Annotated in this window: 23 protein-coding genes and 1 tRNA gene (1 of these 24 only partly in view); 6 read left to right on the top strand and 18 right to left on the bottom strand. The window is 32.1% G+C overall.

The window, feature by feature from the left end:
* On the top strand, positions 1 to 98 hold the end of the coding sequence (locus tag DFR85_RS26860) for a PIN domain-containing protein (protein ID WP_110270931.1). It extends 280 nt beyond the left edge of the window; only the last 98 of its 378 coding nucleotides appear in the window; its start codon lies off the left edge, out of view; it ends in the stop codon at positions 96 to 98.
* A 154-nt stretch (positions 99 to 252) separates the two neighbouring features.
* Here the strand turns inward: DFR85_RS26860 and DFR85_RS26855 are convergent, their stop codons facing one another.
* Complete coding sequence (locus DFR85_RS26855) at positions 253 to 1,776, bottom strand: hypothetical protein (RefSeq protein WP_110270930.1); 1,524 nt, start codon at positions 1,774 to 1,776, stop codon at positions 253 to 255.
* Positions 1,777 to 2,288: 512 nt separating this feature from the next.
* Between DFR85_RS26855 and DFR85_RS26850 the strand changes: the two genes are divergently transcribed.
* Positions 2,289 to 2,846 carry a hypothetical protein gene (locus DFR85_RS26850; RefSeq protein WP_110270929.1) on the top strand — a complete coding sequence of 186 codons (558 nt, stop codon included), beginning with the start codon at positions 2,289 to 2,291 and terminating at the stop codon, positions 2,844 to 2,846.
* Positions 2,847 to 2,913: 67 nt separating this feature from the next.
* Here DFR85_RS26850 and DFR85_RS26845 read toward each other — a convergent pair whose 3' ends face one another.
* From DFR85_RS26845 to DFR85_RS26835, 3 genes are all read right to left on the bottom strand, one after another.
* The gene (locus DFR85_RS26845) at positions 2,914 to 3,495 is read right to left on the bottom strand and encodes a hypothetical protein (protein WP_110270928.1); all 582 of its coding nucleotides are present in this window, start codon (positions 3,493 to 3,495) and stop codon (positions 2,914 to 2,916) included.
* Between the two features lie 169 nt (positions 3,496 to 3,664).
* On the bottom strand, positions 3,665 to 3,937 hold the full coding sequence (tfs4, locus tag DFR85_RS26840) for a transcription factor S4 (RefSeq protein WP_110270927.1): 273 nt from the start codon (positions 3,935 to 3,937) through the stop codon (positions 3,665 to 3,667).
* A 4-nt stretch (positions 3,938 to 3,941) separates the two neighbouring features.
* Positions 3,942 to 4,313, bottom strand: coding sequence for a putative metallopeptidase (locus DFR85_RS26835; protein WP_110270926.1), 372 nt, complete (start codon positions 4,311 to 4,313; stop codon positions 3,942 to 3,944).
* 79 nt (positions 4,314 to 4,392) lie between these two features.
* Here DFR85_RS26835 and DFR85_RS26830 point away from each other — a divergent pair, with 79 nt between their 5' ends.
* Positions 4,393 to 4,680 carry a hypothetical protein gene (locus tag DFR85_RS26830; protein ID WP_162582769.1) on the top strand — a complete coding sequence of 96 codons (288 nt, stop codon included), beginning with the start codon at positions 4,393 to 4,395 and terminating at the stop codon, positions 4,678 to 4,680.
* A 55-nt stretch (positions 4,681 to 4,735) separates the two neighbouring features.
* Positions 4,736 to 5,035, top strand: coding sequence for a DUF4898 domain-containing protein (locus tag DFR85_RS26825; protein ID WP_110270924.1), 300 nt, complete (start codon positions 4,736 to 4,738; stop codon positions 5,033 to 5,035).
* A 2-nt stretch (positions 5,036 to 5,037) separates the two neighbouring features.
* On the opposite strand, the gene DFR85_RS26820 is transcribed toward DFR85_RS26825, so the two are convergent.
* From DFR85_RS26820 to DFR85_RS26795, 6 genes are all read right to left on the bottom strand, one after another.
* Positions 5,038 to 5,134 (bottom strand) — tRNA-Leu (locus DFR85_RS26820).
* A gap of 43 nt (positions 5,135 to 5,177) precedes the next feature.
* Entirely contained in the window at positions 5,178 to 6,557 is a 1,380-nt protein-coding gene (gene lysS / locus DFR85_RS26815) for a homocitrate synthase (protein WP_110270923.1), read from the bottom strand.
* Positions 6,558 to 6,631: 74 nt separating this feature from the next.
* The gene (locus DFR85_RS26810; RefSeq protein ID WP_110271873.1) at positions 6,632 to 6,907 is read right to left on the bottom strand and encodes a hypothetical protein; all 276 of its coding nucleotides are present in this window, start codon (positions 6,905 to 6,907) and stop codon (positions 6,632 to 6,634) included.
* A gap of 5 nt (positions 6,908 to 6,912) precedes the next feature.
* Complete coding sequence (gene pyrH / locus DFR85_RS26805) at positions 6,913 to 7,593, bottom strand: UMP kinase (protein ID WP_110270922.1); 681 nt, start codon at positions 7,591 to 7,593, stop codon at positions 6,913 to 6,915.
* 31 nt (positions 7,594 to 7,624) lie between these two features.
* Positions 7,625 to 7,804: a chromatin protein Cren7 gene (locus DFR85_RS26800; RefSeq protein WP_110270921.1), complete on the bottom strand. Its 180-nt coding sequence runs from the start codon at positions 7,802 to 7,804 to the stop codon at positions 7,625 to 7,627.
* Positions 7,805 to 7,916: 112 nt separating this feature from the next.
* The gene (locus DFR85_RS26795; protein ID WP_110270920.1) at positions 7,917 to 8,714 is read right to left on the bottom strand and encodes an SDR family oxidoreductase; all 798 of its coding nucleotides are present in this window, start codon (positions 8,712 to 8,714) and stop codon (positions 7,917 to 7,919) included.
* Positions 8,715 to 8,748: 34 nt separating this feature from the next.
* On the opposite strand from DFR85_RS26795, the gene DFR85_RS26790 reads away from it, so the two are divergent.
* The gene (locus DFR85_RS26790) at positions 8,749 to 9,819 is read left to right on the top strand and encodes a glycosyltransferase family 4 protein (protein ID WP_162582767.1); all 1,071 of its coding nucleotides are present in this window, start codon (positions 8,749 to 8,751) and stop codon (positions 9,817 to 9,819) included.
* Here the strand turns inward: DFR85_RS26790 and DFR85_RS26785 are convergent.
* Genes DFR85_RS26785 through DFR85_RS26770 form a run of 4 tightly spaced genes read right to left on the bottom strand, consistent with a single transcriptional unit; the run spans position 9,797 to position 13,479 of the window.
* Entirely contained in the window at positions 9,797 to 10,663 is an 867-nt protein-coding gene (locus DFR85_RS26785) for an NAD(P)-dependent oxidoreductase (RefSeq protein WP_110270918.1), read from the bottom strand. The genes DFR85_RS26790 and DFR85_RS26785 overlap by 23 nt on opposite strands.
* Positions 10,660 to 11,760, bottom strand: a complete 1,101-nt coding sequence (locus DFR85_RS26780) for a pseudouridylate synthase (protein WP_110270917.1) — start codon at positions 11,758 to 11,760, stop codon at positions 10,660 to 10,662. The genes DFR85_RS26785 and DFR85_RS26780 overlap by 4 nt, the downstream gene beginning before the upstream one ends.
* On the bottom strand, positions 11,720 to 13,066 hold the full coding sequence (locus DFR85_RS26775) for a signal recognition particle protein Srp54 (RefSeq protein ID WP_110270916.1): 1,347 nt from the start codon (positions 13,064 to 13,066) through the stop codon (positions 11,720 to 11,722). Before DFR85_RS26775 ends, DFR85_RS26780 begins: the two co-directional genes overlap by 41 nt.
* A 17-nt stretch (positions 13,067 to 13,083) precedes the next feature.
* Positions 13,084 to 13,479 (bottom strand): translation initiation factor IF-5A, encoded by a 396-nt coding sequence (locus DFR85_RS26770; RefSeq protein ID WP_110270915.1) that lies wholly within the window; start codon positions 13,477 to 13,479, stop codon positions 13,084 to 13,086.
* A 136-nt stretch (positions 13,480 to 13,615) separates the two neighbouring features.
* Between DFR85_RS26770 and DFR85_RS26765 the strand changes: the two genes are divergently transcribed.
* Positions 13,616 to 13,762, top strand: a complete 147-nt coding sequence (locus DFR85_RS26765) for a hypothetical protein (RefSeq protein WP_168367202.1) — start codon at positions 13,616 to 13,618, stop codon at positions 13,760 to 13,762.
* A 49-nt stretch (positions 13,763 to 13,811) separates the two neighbouring features.
* Here the strand turns inward: DFR85_RS26765 and DFR85_RS26760 are convergent, their stop codons facing one another.
* Genes DFR85_RS26760 through DFR85_RS26745 form a run of 4 tightly spaced genes read right to left on the bottom strand, consistent with a single transcriptional unit; the run spans position 13,812 to position 18,969 of the window.
* A complete protein-coding gene (locus DFR85_RS26760; protein ID WP_110270914.1) occupies positions 13,812 to 14,972 on the bottom strand; it encodes a DNA topoisomerase IV subunit A in 1,161 nt (386 codons plus the stop codon).
* The gene (locus tag DFR85_RS26755; RefSeq protein ID WP_110270913.1) at positions 14,969 to 16,558 is read right to left on the bottom strand and encodes a DNA topoisomerase VI subunit B; all 1,590 of its coding nucleotides are present in this window, start codon (positions 16,556 to 16,558) and stop codon (positions 14,969 to 14,971) included. Before DFR85_RS26755 ends, DFR85_RS26760 begins: the two co-directional genes overlap by 4 nt.
* A 30-nt stretch (positions 16,559 to 16,588) precedes the next feature.
* The gene (locus DFR85_RS26750; protein WP_110270912.1) at positions 16,589 to 17,524 is read right to left on the bottom strand and encodes a deoxyhypusine synthase; all 936 of its coding nucleotides are present in this window, start codon (positions 17,522 to 17,524) and stop codon (positions 16,589 to 16,591) included.
* Positions 17,521 to 18,969: an RtcB family protein gene (locus DFR85_RS26745; protein WP_110270911.1), complete on the bottom strand. Its 1,449-nt coding sequence runs from the start codon at positions 18,967 to 18,969 to the stop codon at positions 17,521 to 17,523. The genes DFR85_RS26750 and DFR85_RS26745 overlap by 4 nt, the downstream gene beginning before the upstream one ends.
* Between the last annotated feature and the right edge of the window lie 321 nt (positions 18,970 to 19,290).

Raw genomic sequence — 19,290 nt, 5'->3', positions numbered from 1 at the left:
GATCTATATGTATTGCGAATAATCTTTGCCTTAGAACTAATAATTTAAAGCATTTTAAGAGATTGGAAAGATTTGGCTTGAGAATAGTGAAAGAATAATATACTGGGAATAATTTTCTCCTTCATAAATTATGTAATAAAATTGAATTATTGAAGAAATTTAATGTAAAAACTTAGGCGAGGCATTCAAATAATTAGAGAAAAAATCAATTTCATATTTTATAAAATAAAAAATTGAGTTCAATTAAAAATTTTATAAACATTGAGTTTGTGATTCTTGAATTACGCATTGTTGTATTTGATCTGCCAAATCGTCTTCTGTAGTATCTTCAGAATAGTCTATATTATGTAGACAATCATTTATCATTGAATCTAATATACCCATACAATAGCTGATCATATTCCTTTTTGCGCCCATTCCTTTAAGATACTCTGGTAAAGATGATTGTAAATTGTTTTTCGCTAATTCTATAGCTTTTTTAATTTTCTGTATTATAGATTTTGCAGCTTCCCTATATTCGTTCTTATCAGTAGTATAACCTACTGTAGAAAGTAAAGCTCTTCTAACAGCTTCTGCAATGTCCTCTCCTTCAGATGACTTTATTTCATGTATTACGGAATTCAGTGCTGATACTGTACCTATGATAAAATTAATGTATTCCGAGGCTTTAGGATTCCAATAGAATACTTTGTTCATCCAATCTACTAGATCTTGCGTAGTAGCGTTTTGAAGTTTAGGAGAAGGAAACGCTATAAAGAAGCCAGGAGTAAAGCCGTAGTATTTTACGAAAACTGTAGCACCTATTAAGGCTGAAACTCCACTTTCACTACACCCCGACGATGAGCCTGGACAAGCGTCTGATGAAACAAACTGCGAACCGATAAAAGTTGAGAGCCATTTACTCATTTCGCCATTAGATTTTATTCCGAACTGATGATAAAGATAAGCTAAAATTGAAGGAGAATATAAATCTCCCTTATATCCAGGTATAATTTGAAGTAATTCACCCGATTCTTGTAAATATGAAAGAAACTGCATTCCAGCACTTGCTGTAATTGTAGACAATCTAGGTTTTACAAATGTTGGACTAATGTAACAATATCCTTTTCTACAGCCCCATTGAGTTACTGGCTTCATATATCTAAATCCTTCATAAACTTTAGTGGAATATGAGGAAATTGTACCGCCTCTTATACCAGCTAAATAACTTTCCCATACGTTAAATATGGAGTCATACCATTGACCGTTACATTGTTGTTCTGGTAATGGATTAAGAAATTCTGGTTTTCCTAGATAAATAATTCCTAGTTCGAAGTTTACTCCGCCACCTTTGTTTACATTAGCTTGAAAATCTTGTATGAAGTCTCTACTGTTTTGGTTTAAATATACTTTAGTAGTCCATTTGTCTTGTGCTACTACGACTTCCCTCCATGAGCTTTTTACTCTTCCTATAAAATATGCACTTGTATCACCATTATCGTTAGTTACATATATTAATCCGTTTCCTATGAGATCTAAGACTGAATTTATTTCGTTACCTATAGAATTCGCGTTAACTGCGTTAGCGAAAATTACTCCACTTTTTACAGTATATAATTCCGGAGAAGGGGGCCCACTTATTATTAGCTTTTTCTCGTTATTTTTCGTGCACTGCATTTGGCTTGTAGCAGTATCGTTAGTTAGCGTTTGCAATATTTCTGCAGCTATTCCTACAATAGTTATTAACCCTCCTCCTTCTAAATTAGGTTCAGGAGGTATTTCACTAGTTTCTCCCATGTATTTTTACCACATATTTTTTCGAATTACTATTTATAAATGCTTTCATAATAAGTATCAAATATACCTATATAACAACTCTGATTTTATTGAAAATATAATATTTATGCTTATTGAAAATTTTGACAGTTTTTCTGTAATTATCGATAAATCAGTTTTCAATTAGGCATTAAATTTAGAATTTACGAAATTATGATAAGATTGAGATCTGTAAAAATCAATCATTCCACAAAGCATAGTTTTACATACATTTTTTAAAAAAAATAACCTTATTCACTAAAAATATAGTAATAAAGAGGAAGTTAGGAAATTAGTTAGAGATATTTTTAGTAAACAATAAATATAATAATTTAAATAATGAAAGTTCTTAAACTGTTACATGTTGTGCTATCAGAAGTAGTAAAATATTTTCGCCTAATGGAATTCTTTTTCTTTGCTTATATGTTAACTCTTGTATACTAGTTTTTTGTTTTGGGAAAGTTTTATTATATGTTTAATAAGATAAGGTGTTAATGAATTTAGGCCTATTGTTAGATATCATTTTTCTAATAATAGATATAGCTATTGCTTTGTGGAATAGTTATAACGCTGGTAAGATATCGGCTTATAGGAAAGGATTAGGTAGATTATTCTATACTTTGGGTGGATTTTTACCAATGGGTTATGTTGCTGTAATTATATTGACTTTCATTTTAGGATATTTTGGCTATATCAGTATTTCTTCTGCAGTATTTTTGTTTTCTTTTTCTTTCTTAGTCTTTGGTTTGGAAATAATAATATGGGGTGTTATAGCAACATATACTACACTAGTGACTGCAGTAAAATATAGGGATTGGAAAGCTGGATTAATAACTGCTTATAATGCCTTTGCTACTATTTTTGATGCTTGGGATTATATTAGTGGATTCTTCTCTAACCTAAGAAATGTTAGGAAAGCTATAGATTCTAGCGATTTTTCTATAATAGATGTAATTCTAATACTAATAACTGGGTTAGCAATAGGATTTATTGTTACATACACAGCATATAAAGAAGGATATAAGGCTGCTAAAACAAGATACTGGTATTAAAAGATTTAGTAAGAACTTTTACGAAAATTAATTATTTTTTATGTTATATTTAATTTTAAATAAAAGATCAAGGAATTTCTCCAGTTACTTCAGACATTACGTTTTTTAAGAATTCTTTGTGTTGTTTCTGCATCACTGAAGTCATATTAATATGATTATAGAATGATGGAGCGTCCTGGAATATTCTTCCGCATATTGGACATCTGCCTCTATTTTCAAGCAAAATTTGAGTGAGCCTTGGGTATATTGTTTGTTTTATAAATTGCCTTTTTATATCATAGAAATAGTCTTCTTCATTTTTAGTTGATTTGGAAAAATCTTCCTTTTTAAGAAAATTCTGAATTGCCTTTTGATCGTTTGATTCTATTCTTTTCATAGTTTTTTCAAAGTTTTCTAGCTCGGTTTTAGCGTAATCTAAACCTATCGAAGCTAAAAACTCTAGATCTTCTTTCGATATTGCTAATCTTAAGACTAAACCGTGTAAGGCAGCTTTTTGACTATAATAAGTTGCTGATCCCAATGGAGTATCTATATGCCATTTAACATCGTAACCGAAATTAACCCTTACTGTAACTTGTCCTCGCTGAAGAGTCCTCGGTGCTACTTTCTCAAATCCTAGCATTATTAGTGCTTTGAAAAGGGTTATCATTATGATATTGTTTGTCTTAGAAATTAAAGTGTTAATGTCCTATACATTTATTTATCATATCCCAAATTTTTATACAAAAAATATTTATTAAGGAAGCTAGTTATTTTAAAATCAAATTCTCTATATTCTAGAGTATTTAAAGATTTATATGTTAAAATAATTTACATAATTATGATCTGTAAATATAGCCGCAAGTTATGCATTTGAATAATCCTCTTTTTAGTCTTAATGCTCTTGCAGAACCGCATTTTGGGCATAAACTCATGGATAATCTTCCTTCCAAAGTTTTACCGTCTGCTACTATCATTTTATCCTTGTCATGGTTAATTTTACTATTATAAACAATTTTTTCGATTTTGTTATCTGAATATCCGCATCTCATGCAAACCATTTTATCGTTCTTTATTATCATTGTTGAACCGCATTTAGGACAGAATCTCATTTATTCACCAACATATTTCATCTAGTCCTTTTTCTTTAATTATCTTTCGTATATTTCTGAATTCTCTATATGTATGATTTCTTAATCCTCCTTTCATTCCTGAAGGTATATGGAGTAGTTCATGAACTACAACGTAAATCTTTTGATGACATGTTAATTTGTCGAACTTTTCGCTTATAACTTCAATAATATATATCTTGTCTTCACCAAATACGTATCTCCACTGAGGAGGTAAGCCTAATGTTCTAGCTATTGCGGTTGTTTTGGAATGTTGACTACGTAAAAAAATAACTTTACTTAAATCTAAGCCTAAACTGGCTTTTGTATTAATCTCCTCTGCCAGTCTTTTTACATCATCGGCTTTCTCTAATTGCATATGTTATTATAAAACAGGGGATTTAACTGTTTTCTATTTTTTGATAACTATTTATTAAGTGATGTCTACAACAATATTAATGGAAGAGTTTAAGGAAGCTTTAAAGAGTAAAAAATTATCTGAATTATTGAACTACGGAGAGATTTATTGTAGTAAGGAGGATTTTTTCTCATTAATGTCGTTAATTTGGGATAAGGCTATCTCTGAAGGTCTAAAAATAGAAGGACCGATATTAACTACAGAGAGAGGACTAAATAAATTGCAATACAATGTAAAAAAGAATAATGAAGTAATAGGAGAAATATCGTATTATTATGGAAATTATTATCTTAGATATAAATCATTCGTAACATTTTCTAGGAAATAGTATTTTCATTTTCTATCCGCTAAGATTTTTAACCTTTGTTAGACAATATATAAAGATGCTAGTGAAAATGCTGAGTTACATTAACGATAAAATAGAATCAGTATTAAGTGAGATTGTGTCGAATAAAGGGTTTGTTAATGTTAAAACTTTGTCGCCTAAATTGGTTTCCAATATTCATAAAAGCTTGAAATTTATAATTCCTAAAGACGCTAAGGAAGTAATGATTGTCCTTCCTTTAGGAGTTTATAAAGAGATTGATGTAGAAAATTTAAAATTCGACTTAAAGAACGTTTTTCATGAAGTAGAAATTTATGAAAGCTCTATTTCTGAAACTATTATAATATTTTATAAATAAAATGCGGGGGCGGGGATTTGAACCCCGGATGGCCTTCGCCAGCGGATCTCTTAACTGGGTCTTGAGTCCGCCCCCTTCGACCAGCTCGGGCACCCCCGCTGGTCATTATTTACATTATTTTATAACATATAAAACTCTTTCCTTACATTTTCTTTAGTACTAAAGATGTGAGAGTTGAAGAAACACCTTTTACTGATCTTATATTTTCTATGACATTATTTAGCTCTACTGAGTCTTTAGCTTCTACTTTGGCTATAATATCGTAATCTCCTGAAATTTCTAAAACTTCACTAACTCCTGGAATTACTGATATTCTTCTTGTTACTGACGTAGTGTAAATATTGGAATCGCATTTTATTGATACCATTGCCTCTATTTTTTCTGGCGGTCTAGGTTTTAGAATTTTACCTGTAACTCCCTCAGCTATTTCTAAAAGATCTACGTCTCTTAAGAACCTCGTATTCTGTGTTTTTATTTTAGCAAGTACTTGTTCTAATTCTTCCTCGGATAATTTTACTCCTAATCTTTCAAATCTGTCTTTAAGTGCATGCTTACCCGTATATTTGTCTATAACGTAATCTCTGCTTCTTCCAAATGTTTCTGGGGGCATAAACTCATAAGTTCTTGGATCGTTAAGTATCCCAGCAACGTGAATTCCTGCCTTATGGATGTAAGCATAGTCACCAGTTATTGGATAGTTTGGCGGCATAGAAATTCCACTATATTTCTCGACTAATGAAGAGATTTTTGTTAATTTATCGAGTTTTACTACATCTAATCCAAAGTGATATTTTATAGCAGCTGCTATTATTTGTAATGGAGTTATTCCTACTCTTTCTCCTAAACCGTTAACTGTAGCGTGAATTATAGTAGCCCCACCTTCTGCAGCTGCTAAAGAATTTGCTACCGCTAAACCTAGATCATTATGAGCATGGATATCATATTCAACTCCTGAAACTTGTCTAGTCAAAAACGAAAAGAGTTCAACTGTTTTTGCGGGATAAAGTATTCCTACTGTATCGGCTATGCCTATTCTATCCGCCCCTGCTTCTTTAGCTGTTTTGATTACTTGGATTAAGTAATCAAGGTCTGTTCTAGTAGCGTCTTCTGCGGTAAATCTTACGTTAACTCCATGTGATTTAGCGTAACTTATATGCTCTGAAATTATGTTTAATGCTTCTTCTCTGGATACTTTATGCTTGGCTTTCAAATGAATGTCGCTAACTCCAAAGAATATTGCTATTCTGTCTACTTCTAGTTCTGCTCCTATTTCTATATCTCTTTTTACTGCCCTGCTGTGAGCTATTATTTCTGAATTTATTTCTCCCTCATTTTTTAGCTTCATTATTCTTTTAATTCCTTCATAAATATCAGAAGATACTGCAGGATGACCTGCTTCTATCATATTAACGCCTAAGTCTGAAAGAACTTTAGCTATTTCTACTCTTTGATCAGTAGTAAAAACTACGCCGGGAGTTTGCTCTCCTTCACGTAATGTAGAATCTAATATTCCTAGTTTCAAATATTGCACCTACACGTTCAAAACGAGTTAGTGGATTATTAAATAATATCAAAATAAAAGGTTTTAGATTCGAACTAAGATATGGAACTTAGTATTAATTGATTAACATTATCAATGCCTAATTTAGGTGTATATTTTTCTAATATTATAGATAGTAAGTTGAAAAAGTCTCTATTTTGCTTTATTTGCTGAATGTAATTAGTATAAATAAATATTATTGATGATTTTATGTTTCCGCTTTTTTCGAAATCTAACTCTACTTCTTCCAAGATTCTTTTTACTAGCTCTGAATCTACTTTACCTTTAAAATTTCTCAATTGCTTAAACTCTTCTTGATCTAATATTGACATAATTTTCACTCAGGCTCAACTATACTTGCTATTTCTTCTCCTTTAATAATCTCTGTTAGTCTTGATAATTTATTATAGTTTGTCACTATAACTTTTATTTTTGACCTTTCAATTATTTTTATTGCCAAAGGATCTAAAAGTTCATATGTTCCAGCATTAACAGATTGGGAAGTTTCTAAAATTTTTCTTAATTGCGTAGTTGTTAGCTTTGATATGAGTTTAGCATCTGAATAAATCCTTGGATCTTTCTCATATACGCCATCTACATTTGTAGCAACTATTAATAGTTTAGAATTTGATGCTTCGGCAGTAAGAGCAGCTACTGCTGCTGTAGATTGTCCTGGTTGGAATCCTCCACTGACAACTATTTTTCCATAAGACCACGCTTGTGTAAATTCTTCTAGACTTTCTGGAACTTTCATATAAGCTAAGTCTGATAGAGAAAATATTACAAGATATGCGTTAAGTCTAGACGCCCATATTCCTAAAAGATCTAAAAAAGCCTCATTACTACCCATTTGTCTTGCTATGTTTATATACTTTCTTGCAGTTCTACCTCCACCCGTAACTATACCAACCCTGTAACCTTCATTAGTTAATTCGTTTACAGTGTTTTTTAGCGTCTTTAATTTTTCAGCATCTTCCTCATCAAAGAATTTACCACTTATTTTGAGTATAAGATTCATCAAAATATAATAAAAACGGAAATAAAAAAGTTTAAATTGGGTAGTCATCTGGTAGCTTGTGCCTAAAATATTTCCCGGTATCTGGATCTTTAAATAATCCTATCTTTACTCCTTTTCTTCCTTTCGGAGCTAGTGTCCATACTTTTTCCGGATTTAGTTCCATCTCTTTTCCTCCGGGAGTTTTTACTTTTACTGCTTTTTTAGAGCTCATGATAACCAATAATAATGGTGTAGGATTAAGATTATAAGCCTTTCCATGACTGTTTTAATTGATAATACCATCAATCCTTCAATAATAGATGTTGAAGGTTTCCCTCAACGTATTACACAGCGTTTGTCATACCTCCGTCTATAAGAATACTAGTCCCATTTATATACCAGGAAAGATCGGAGATAAGGAAAATTATTAGTGGTGAGAGATCTTTTTCAGGATTACCAATCTTTCCGGCAGGAATTGGAGATATAACAAGTTGTTGCCATAAATCCTCAAATTTTTCTCCTTTCTTACTTGCAAGATTTCGTATAGTTTTTTTGGCCCCTTCCGTTTCAAAACTTCCCATTAATATGGTATTTATAGTTACCCCAAATTTTCCATAGTCTCTTCCTAAAATTTTAGATAATTGAATTAATGGAGATCTAGATACGTCTGCTAAAGCAAAAATGCTTTGAGGTTCTTTTATGGTCCAAGATGAAAGAAAAATTATTCTGCCCCAGTGATTTTTAACCATTCCTGGCAAGAATTCCTTAACCAATTTTATTGCACTTATTAAATATAATCTAATAGAGTATTCCCAGTCTTCAATATTTGTTTCTTCAAAATATGATGGTTCTGAAGGCGGATTGCCAGAATTTACTATTAGGACATCAATATCACCTAAAATTTCCTTTGTGAATAAAGATAATTTCTCTATACTTCTTACATCAGTAATATCAGAAGTGATTCCCCAAATTGATGGGTTAATTTTTCTTAATTCCTCGACAGATTTTGATACTTTATCCTTATTTCTTGAGGATATAATTATTTTACAGCCTTCTTTGGCTAACGCTTTTGCTATACCTTTTCCTATACCTTCTGTAGATGCTGTTATGAGAACTCTTTTGTTATATACATTGAGCTCCATATTAGCTTATAATTTATATGAAAAATTAAGTTTCGTGGAGTTTACACTCTTTCATCATTCTTTTGAAATATTAGGAGGTAGCGAGAGAGTAGCTGTTGCGGTATTAAATGTTATGAAAAGCCTTGGTTATCAAGTGACATTAATTACTTTATCTGAAATAAATAAAGAAAAAATAAAAAAATGGGATCCTCGTTTTGTAGATCCAGATAAGATAGTAATAAAAAAATTTCCATTAAAGTTTGGAATTTATAAAGCGCTTTATCTTTCATTAATGACTAAAAAAGAGAGAAGCTTTAGTACAATAGGAGACATAACATGGAGTGATTATAGTTATATACACTTTCCCTGGTCATTAACTGATAATTTGAAATATATAGATAATTACTATAAGTATGAGAGCTATATAGGAAATAGAAAATTAAGAATGTACTATTTGCCCTACAAATATATTCATAGAATGTTTTTTAGAAAATCAAAGACAAAACTTTTAGCTAATTCCAATTGGACTAGAAGAATTCTAGAAATATCGGGATATAGGGCAGAAACTCTCTATCCGCCAGTCGATATATCTAGAATTAAAATAAAAAGTTCGAATAGAGATCCAAAGCTTGTGGTTTACATAGGTAGGATTTCTCCAGAAAAAAACATTGAAAATATAATTGAGGTTGCAAAAAGAATGAAAGATTATAAATTTGTTATATTAGGATCTGAAGGTAGAAATAAAAAATATATTAATTATATTCTTAATAACTCAAAAAATTTAAATAATATCTTTATTAGAAAGAATCCTGATGATACAGAAATAATAGATTATTTTTCAAAAGCTAAAATATATTTTCATCCGAAAATAAATGAACATTTTGGTATTTCTATAGTTGAAGCAATGGCAGCTGGATTAACTCCAGTAGTCCATAAGAGTGGAGGAGCGTGGTACGATATTATAGAAGAGGGAAAATATGGCATAGGGTATTGCGATATAGATAGCGCAATAGATGGTATAAAAAAGGCCTCTAGCATTGAATTTGACTACTCTAAAAAGATATATCAATTTAGTTTTGAAAATTTTAAGAAAAATCTCTCGTCTATTTTGGAGAAAATCTCTTGAAAACTTCTACAACTGAAATATAATCAGCCTCAGAATACCCCATAGCTTCAGCCATTCTAAATAACTGAAGTGCTAATGAAGATAATGGAGTTATAACTTTAAGATTTTGAGATTCTTTTTGAACTATTTCTAGATCTTTTCTCATATGTTTAGTAGCAAATTGTGTACTATAATCTCCGTTTAACATTTTCGGAGATTTTATTTCAGAGGTAGGTGATTTAGAGCTACTTAATTCTGAAAGTAGCTTAACCACATCGTTAGGATCTAATCCACTTTTTATTCCAAAATTAAACGCTTCTGCTAATGCTGAAGCATATGCTCCAAGTAAAAGATTGTTTACTAACTTGGCATAAAGTCCCATTCCATTACTTCCCATATAAAATATATTAGAAGCAGTACTTTGCAAAATATTTTTGACATCAGTAAATTTATCCTTAGGTCCTCCAACAAGAAACGTAATCCTTTTCTGTTCTACGAATATTGAAGTACCTATTACAGGCGAATCGCACATTATACCACCATTTTCTTTTATTTTTTTAGATATTTCTATACTTAAAGAAGGAGAAATTGTTGACATATCAACTAAAATTTTTCCAGAAGATTCTGGTATTATATCGCCATATACTGAGGAAACAGCATTATCATCAGAAAGCATCGTTAGTACGTAATCAGAATTTTTAACAAGGTCTTTTATAGACGTAAAATATTTTGTACCATATTTTTTGGAAAAATCCTCCGCTTTTGATAATGTTCTATCATATACGAAATCTAATTTACTATCCTTAGCAAGATTTGCTCCTATTCTCCAACCCATAACTCCTAATCCAATTAAGCCTATTTTCATAAGGTATCTTTGTTACCATTATTTAAATACTCAGCTATTTTTTTGTGTCTTCCCTCAGACGATATTAGGTCTATTGAAAGTATCTCACAGCTTAAGTTTTTCAGTTTTTGTTGGAGATCATCAAAATTTTTCGCATAAATAAATATATCTCTTATATTATCGTATATTTGTTTAGAATTTTCTATTTTATCTGAAGTATATATTGTAACTCGGTATAATCTTTTTGATGGTAATGATTGAGTTATTAGACTCATTTCCCTTCCTGCGGTTTCTTTAATCTTTCTAATTACATATCCACATAATTCAATTTCGTCTCTTTTTTCATCTTCTATAACCACAGGATATTCATCAAGGATTCTTACTTCAGAAGGTTCGGAGAAAGGAATTACTATGTTCTTATTTAATTTGCTTTGTAATGATTTTCCTTCTTCTGACCATGTAGATAAAGGTACGCCTCTGCTTAATCTGTTATAAACATAAAGAACCTTATATTTCTTAGAAATTGTATAAATTTGTCTAGTATCCATATCATATATTATTTCAATATCTGGATTATCTATCTCTGGTGGATAACCCTTTGATGAAAGAATCTTGCCTACATCTCTCTTTATTTCGTTTTTTATACTTTCATAGTATAAAATTCCATTATCTAACGAAAAGGAATTTTCTATACTTTTTAAGTTTTCGGAGAGCTTAACTCCTAATACGTATTTGACTTTACCAAGTTTCTCAAGAAGAGATAATGCTTTCTCCATGAAGTCGTTCTTTATATTATCTATCTCTGACTTACATAAATAGCAATTTCTTTTCTGAAATTCCTCGGAAAAATAGTTCTTAAAAAGAGGTTCTGCATAACTTCCTATGTTAAAGAACAATTCTTTCACTTCGCTTAAATCTTCTATTTTATGATCTTTAATTTCCTGATCAATTTGAAGAAGAAGAGAAATCTTTATGGATTTTCCTCTTTCTGCATTAGTTAAACTATAACCTAATCTAGCAAAACATCTTCCTAAGCAACTATCACATAAAGGATATTTTTTTAATAGAGTTCTAGCTTTATCCAGTATTTCCGAACTGTCCAAAAAGTTTTTCGACATCTCTTTTCCTCCTTTTTATCATTTTAAGCATTTTTTGAACGTTATTAAAGTGGTCTAACAATTCTTTTACTTCGTCTATTTCTGTACCAGACCCAAATGCTATCCTTTTTATCCTTGATTTATCTATTATTGATGGATTATCTAACTCTTGATATGTCATTGAGTTCATTATTGCCATCCATCTTCGCATCTTAACTTCTCCTACTTTTATTTGATCTTCTGGAATTTGACCTAGCATATTTACGCCTGGCATTAACTGCAAAATTTTAGAGAGCGGACCCATCTTTCTTAACGCTATCATTTGTTTGTAAAAATCTCGTAATGTTAACTTAGTTTTCCCAGACATTACTTCTTCCATTTTCTTCTGTATTGAATCATAATCTTCTAATGCTTTCATTTTCTCTATTATTGTTTCAATATCTCCCATTCCTAGTATTCTTGCTACAAACCTTCTAGGATTAAATACTTCAAGTTCCTCTATTTTTTCTCCGGTTCCAATAAATTTTATTATAGCCCCTGTTGCTGCTACAGCCGATAATGCTCCTCCGCCTTTAGCCGTACCGTCCATTTTAGTTATTATAATTGATCCAACTTTACTAGCCTGATTAAATCTTGACGCTAAATCAAACGCTTTCTGCCCTATCGAAGCATCAATAACTAATGTTACCTCATCTGGTTTCAATGCGTCATAAATATTTTTCATCTCTTCTAAGAGCTTAGTTTCTTCACCATAACCATGTCTTCCTGCAGTATCTACAATAATTATTTCATATTTTTCCGAAAGGAATTTCTCTACTCCTCTTTTAGCTATTCCTACTGCGTCATAATTTCCTTGTTCACCATATACTGGAACTTTTATTAGGTCGCCTAGCTGGATAAGTTGGTCCAGCGCAGCAGGTCTATAAACATCAGCGCCTACTAAGGCTACTTTAAATCCTTTTTTCTTGTAAAAATATGCTAGTTTACCGGCAGTAGTTGTTTTGCCGCTACCTTGTACTCCTACGAGCATTATTACGTAAGGAATTTTATCTGGAACTACATCGGGCTGTTTATCTCCTCCGAAGAGAGACGATAATTCGTCATAGACTATTTTTATGAACCATTCTCTACGTTCTAACGAAGAAGGAGGTTTTTCTTTTTTTAATCTCTCTTTTATTTTATTACTTAAAGAAAATACAAGTTTCACATTAACATCTGAAGAAATTAAGGCTTTTTGTAAATCTTTAATAAATTCATCTACTGCTTGTTCATAAGAAGAACTACCGCTAAGAAACTTTCTTACAGCATCTTTTATATTATCTAGCATTATTTGACCCTAATATTTTACTTTACTCTAACAATTTTATTTCTCCCCATTATAGTCCAATACTCTATTTCCGCTCCGGGTCTTATTTTACTGGCTAAATCCGCCTCTGTAGGTTTTTCCATTTCAAACGTCTCATATGTATTCAAATCCATAACTTGAAGCTTTTCACCAGTATCCGCAAGGATTTGCCCTACATGTTTTTCTATTATTGGTACTTCAACTTGTTGGTCTACCGGCGCCATTAGTGTCTTTTTTGACCCAGTAAATACGCTAACAGCGACTACGTTAGCTTTTGCAGCACCGTGTTTTCCAGTTTTTGCTTTCTGAATATCTACTACTCTACAAGGTTCTCCATCTATAACTATATAATTACCTTCTTTCAATTCTCCTACTGTGGTATAGTTAACTCCCATGAACTTTACCCTTTTCTTGATTTATTAGTGAGTTTTTAACTCTTGTGCTCCGAGCTTTGGCCCTTCATCATTATTTCAGCCTAGCTGAACTCTTCATCGCAGATTTTATTATTGTATAGAGGTTTTAAATGATATTATGCCATGGAAAATAAAATGTACAGTATGCGGTACTGAAAGGAATCTTAATGTTAGTTTCGATATAAGCAAACAAAAGACTATCTATATGTATTGTAAAGTATGTAAGAAAAATACTTTTAATGAGATCCTAGGATATACAGAATAGATGAAGAACCCAATATATTTGAGCGATGAAATAACCTGTCTCGTCTGATTTAACTTATATAGTCTCCTTTTTCTATTTTATCCGGTATATATTGAAATGCTAGGAATTTCAAACCTTTACTTGCCATAGCTTCTATTTCAAGTTTAGATTTCTTTTGGAGAAACAGGTTTATTTCATCCTGCCAACTTTTAGTTTTAAACCAACTGTAATTTCTTATTTCTAAGGCCCTTTTTACATCGAAGTCTTTAGCTTTTATTATAAAGGAATTTCTTTCTTTTTCTGACAAGTAAGGCTTCTTTTTATTTGTACCAAAGATATCTCCCATTGATACTCCTAAGAACTTAGCATCTGGTGTGGCTAATCTTTCACTTTCATAGGATAATGATATCGAACCTATTCTGAATACACTGTAAATATACCATCCGTACGGATCTGCATCAGTTAATATATATACTGGAAGTTTAAGTTCATCGCGTAGCCTTCTTAAAAATCTCCTAGTAGCTCTATCTGGTTGTCCTGCACTGGTAATCAGTATACATTTATATTTTTTCCAAAAGCCTGCTCTATGTAATTGCTGAAAAACTGCGTCTTTCTCTACTACTAATACAAACTCAGCATTAACTTCCACGAAGTCTATTAGGTCAGGAGTAGGCTCTATAGAATAGGCTCCATGTCCCATCTTACTTAAATCAATAACATCATTGCCACTTCTTAATCGCATATCGCCTACTACTTTTCCTTTTTCTTTACTTAATATTAGCATTTCTTCTCTTAATAAAGATGTAAATACTTCTATATCCACTATTACACTATCAGATTCTTTTTGCTCATCCCACGTGTTTTCTTCATATGTTCTTCCATTTGGAGCCTTAAGAACTATAGAATGCTTCCCCCTATAATATAAATCACGTATAGTAGGATACTCATCATTAACTAAGGCGTCATAAATAATACTTCCCATTAAAGTGGTCTGCATAAATCGTTTAGCTTCATTAAGATCTAGAAAAGATCTTTTTAGTTTACTTTCTCCTAAAAGTAAAAGTTTTCTCTTCTCATCATAAACAGTATTAGTTAATGTCCTTTTTGGTATTTCCATTACTAATGGTTCGCCTTTATTTATTTGTTCTATTAAACTCAGGAATCTCTTCTTTAATACTTCAGCAGCTCTTTGCCTTGCTTCTTTATCTACTTTGGATGTAAACTCACTCACAGTTCCTCAACCTTATATAACTTATATTCTTCCAAATCTTTTAAATCCAATTTCTTTGCCACTATTTCAAAGAGCTTTGTTTTAAGTTCCTGTGAATGTTTATCCGCATCTGCCTTTTTTCCATCAGCTAAAAATACTGATAAGCTTCTAGCTACTTCAGGAATGTATTTTAAGTAGGTTAGCATTCTTTTTTTAGTTTCTTCTTCTTTTTTCTTTTGAGAAATAAAAAGTCTTAAATTTCTAGCTACTTCCATAATTCCATACTTTATTTCTTTTTCTATTTCTTCTACTTCTGCTATACTTTCTTTTCCAGCACTCTTATATGGAACTTTAGTGCTACAAAGATGAACCATTACAACTAGCGGTATTTGATCTCCTTCTACACCATATCTTTTCCAATCTACTTCCTCAACTACTTTCCAAATTACGTCAGATTTTTCATCATATATTAATGGGATTTTATTTGCGTATCTTAATACTAATGGTTCTGACGATGGTTGAATCTGACCACCGTATGCTATACCGACTTCCACTATAAACGGATGGCCTTGATAGGCTTTAGGTTTTCTAGTTAAAGCTCCTACAAATTCTGGATTAAATATTTTCTTTAAACTCAGTTCTATTAAGTCAGAGCCTATTACTGATAAAGCATCAGCTGATGGAGGCCTAAAATCCTCAAATTTCTTCATAGCTTCTGTAAGTCTAGAAAGCTCGTCATCTGTAAGAGAAGATATTTTCTTATTAGGATCTATTTTTGCCATTTCAAGAACTTTTTGAGCAGTAATTTCTCCTACGCTTTGAAACTGATTGACTAGAAAATCTTTTATTACATATGTAGGCTTCATTCTAGATATCATGTTTTTTAGTAATTCTATATCGACACCGTAAGGATGCGGTTTTACTTCCTCTGGAGGTTTAGGAATCTTATTCGTAAGACGTGGATAAAATACGACATTCCCCTCTGGATCTTTAAAGTAAAATTCGGCATAAGGAGCAACAATATATGTACGTTTTATATAATCATATATTCTAGACTTAGATCTTTGCCAATCTCCTAGCAAATATAATGTTGCTGAAGTACCATGAAAATTTTTCTCATTAGAAATCGATGATCTTTCATATATTATTGGCTCATTTTTAGTTACATCGATTTTCAATTTGAACACATATATTCTTTTAGAACCTACTGGAGATGTTACTATTTCTATAGGTTTTTCCTGATACATTTGGCTATAAAGAACAGCAGCTTTAACACCTAAACCATACATTCCTCGTGTTTGTCTTAAAACATACTTAGAACTATAAAGCACTCTTCCAAAAGCGTCTGGAACAACGTGTGGTGGAATTCCTATTCCATTATCTTCGACTGTTATCTTGTATATCTGTTTCTCCTGGTTATCTATATCTATAATAACTTTAATCGAAGGTAATATTTCATGAACGTCGGTGGCATCTAATGCGTTTTCGACTAATTCTCTAACACTTTGATACATAGCCCTTGCTGGATTAGAAAATCCTGCTAGTTCTGGGTTCCTCTTAAAGAATTCCGCAGGTGAGATACTGGTAAATTTCTCTTTGAGCGACACTCAAATCACCATAAGTAAAATATTAAGTGATTAACTTAATAAGGATGAAGCCAAAATAGGTAATACTACAGTAGCATCCTCGTATATTACTTCTTGTTTAGCATTAGGCAAAATTTTATTCCATGATATAGCTTCTCTAGGTTTAGCTCCACTAAGACTACCATCATATTCTTGAGCAGTAGTTAAATAAATTGCATAATCTAATCCTTCCTTAAACTGGTTCCACCAAATTGTATGGTGTTTACTTATTCCTCCACCTATAATTAAAGCACCAGACTTTTTGCATGTGAACACTAAATCCTTAATAAGCCTCATGTCTTCAAATAAATTTACTCTCAATCCAGTAAACTGAGACTGTATAAATAAATTAGTACCAAAACTTCCATCCATAATACCGGGTACAATAATAGGTATCTTTTTGTCATAGGCTGCTTTAAGAATGGAATTGTTATCAGATATTCTTTTCCCAAATTCCCATAATAATTCATATCCAGCCCATTCTTTCTTCTCTTTAGTAATTTCAGGTATTATCTTTCTTACAGTATCTTCAACCACTTTTCCATAAGATTCAAATGGTACTAATATATTTCCAAGCCTATGTATATGCAATTCTCTAAGCATTGAGTCGTCATATTCAAATTCTCCTTTATAGTATTTCCCACCAAAACTTCTAGCTATATCATGATCTATAGTACCTCCTGTTGTAATTATTATATTAAAGAAATCTTTTTTTATAAAATCAGCAAATAATCCTCTAAGTCCAGTAGAGACTAAATTAGCAGTAAATGAAAGAAATCTTAAATCTGCATTTTTAATCATTTCTTTAAGTATATCTGAAGATTTATACATTGATTCTGCACTAAATCCATAGATTTTTTTATATATCTCTATAGCTTTATACAATCCTTTGACATCATCGAGTGTTATATCTTGAACTTCTTCTTTTAATAAGTCCTCTCTTTTCATCCTTTCGTTACCCCTATTGGTCTTAATCTCATTACAAGTTTAGCTATTTTAACTTCATCAGCAACTTTAGCTACTCTATCTACGTCTTTATATGCGCCAGGAGCTTCTTCTGCTATAACTCTTCTTGTTGCAGCTCTTACAATTATACCTTTTTCCTCAAGATTTTCTACTACATTATTTGCAGGATAGTTTCTTACTGCTGCCTCTCTTGACATCCATCTACCAGCACCATGAGGTGCAGTATACCATGTTCTTCTACCTTCAGGAATTCCTACCATAACGTAACTCGCAGTACCCATACTTCCAGGTATTAGAACAACTTGTCCTATACTTCTATGATCTACAGGAATTTCAGGACTTCCTGGTGGAAATGCCCTAGTAGCACCTTTTCTATGAACTAAAACTTTTTTCCTTTTTCCATTAATATCATATTCTTCTATTTTAGCTATATTGTGAGCAACATCGTATACTAACTGCAGATCAAGTTTATCTGCACTTGTATTGAAAACTCTTTCAAAGCTTTCTCTAACCCAATTAGTTATAAGCTGTCTATTGCTCCAAGCAAAATTTGCACCGGCTACCATTGCATGGAAATAATCTTGTCCTTCTCTACTGTTAAATGGTATGGCAGCAAGCTCTCTATCTGGTACATTAATATTATATTTTTTCATTGCTCTTTCCATTATTTGTAGATAGTCACTAGCTATTTGGTGACCTAGGCCTCTAGAACCAGTATGTATCATGACAGTAACTTGGCCTTCATGAGTTATTCCAAGGGTTTTAGCAACATTTTCATCATAAATTTTGTCTACAACTTGAACTTCTAGAAAATGATTTCCTGCACCTAATGTCCCTAATTGCCCAGCACCTCTTTGTTTTGCTACTTTACTCACTTTAGAAGGATCGGCTATATTCCAGCTACCTTTCTGTTCTATATGTTCCATATCTTCGCTCCATCCATATCCCTTACTTATAGCCCAATCTACACCTCTGCTTAGTACCTCGTCTAGTTCTTGTAATGAAAGTTTTACTCTACCTTCACTTCCTACGCCACTAGGAACATTCTTATGTATTTCCTCTACTAAGTCTTTTAGTTTAGGTTTAACATCGTTAAAATCTAAATTAGTTCTAAGTAGTCTAACTCCACAGTTTATATCATAGCCAATTCCGCCAGGGCTTACTACCCCATCTTCATCTATTGCAGTTGCGGCTATTCCACCTATGGGAAACCCGTATCCTTGATGTCCATCTGGAAGTACATATACAGATTCTTGTACTCCTGGTAAACAAGCAACATTAGTAGCCTGTTTTAAAGTTAAATCTTGTTTCATTTTGTCTATCAAAACATCGTCTGCAAATATGGTAACTGGAACTTTCATACATTCTTGTGTACCTTTATCGATCCGCCATTCATAGGAATTTATACGTTTAGGAGAAATTTGCATTATTGCCCAACGTATCTTTAACGTTTTTTACTTAAAAAAACTGTTCTTTAAGTTACTGTAAAGAAAGAAATACCAATAAAAATTTCAGTGTATCAATTTATCATGATCAGGGGTTCAAAGAGGGCGGAATACTCCATCCGTGGAGATGAATAAACCCCTTTGTAAAGCTTATATACGTCTTTTTCGAATATTCTCTTAATGGCAATCACTGACGGAGTAAGCGTCACCGCCTTGGTTAAAGCGAGGGTCCATGTGGTACGCCTCTACTCCATCCAGCAGACCCATATTGGGATACTGTAGGCCCACTGCTCGTGGTCGGAA

The sequence above is a fragment of the Acidianus brierleyi genome, from assembly GCF_003201835.2.
GTDB lineage: Archaea > Thermoproteota > Thermoprotei_A > Sulfolobales > Sulfolobaceae > Aramenus > Aramenus brierleyi.
The sequence above is the reverse complement of the archived record's forward strand: the minus strand, read 5'-3'. Positions and strand labels throughout refer to the sequence as shown.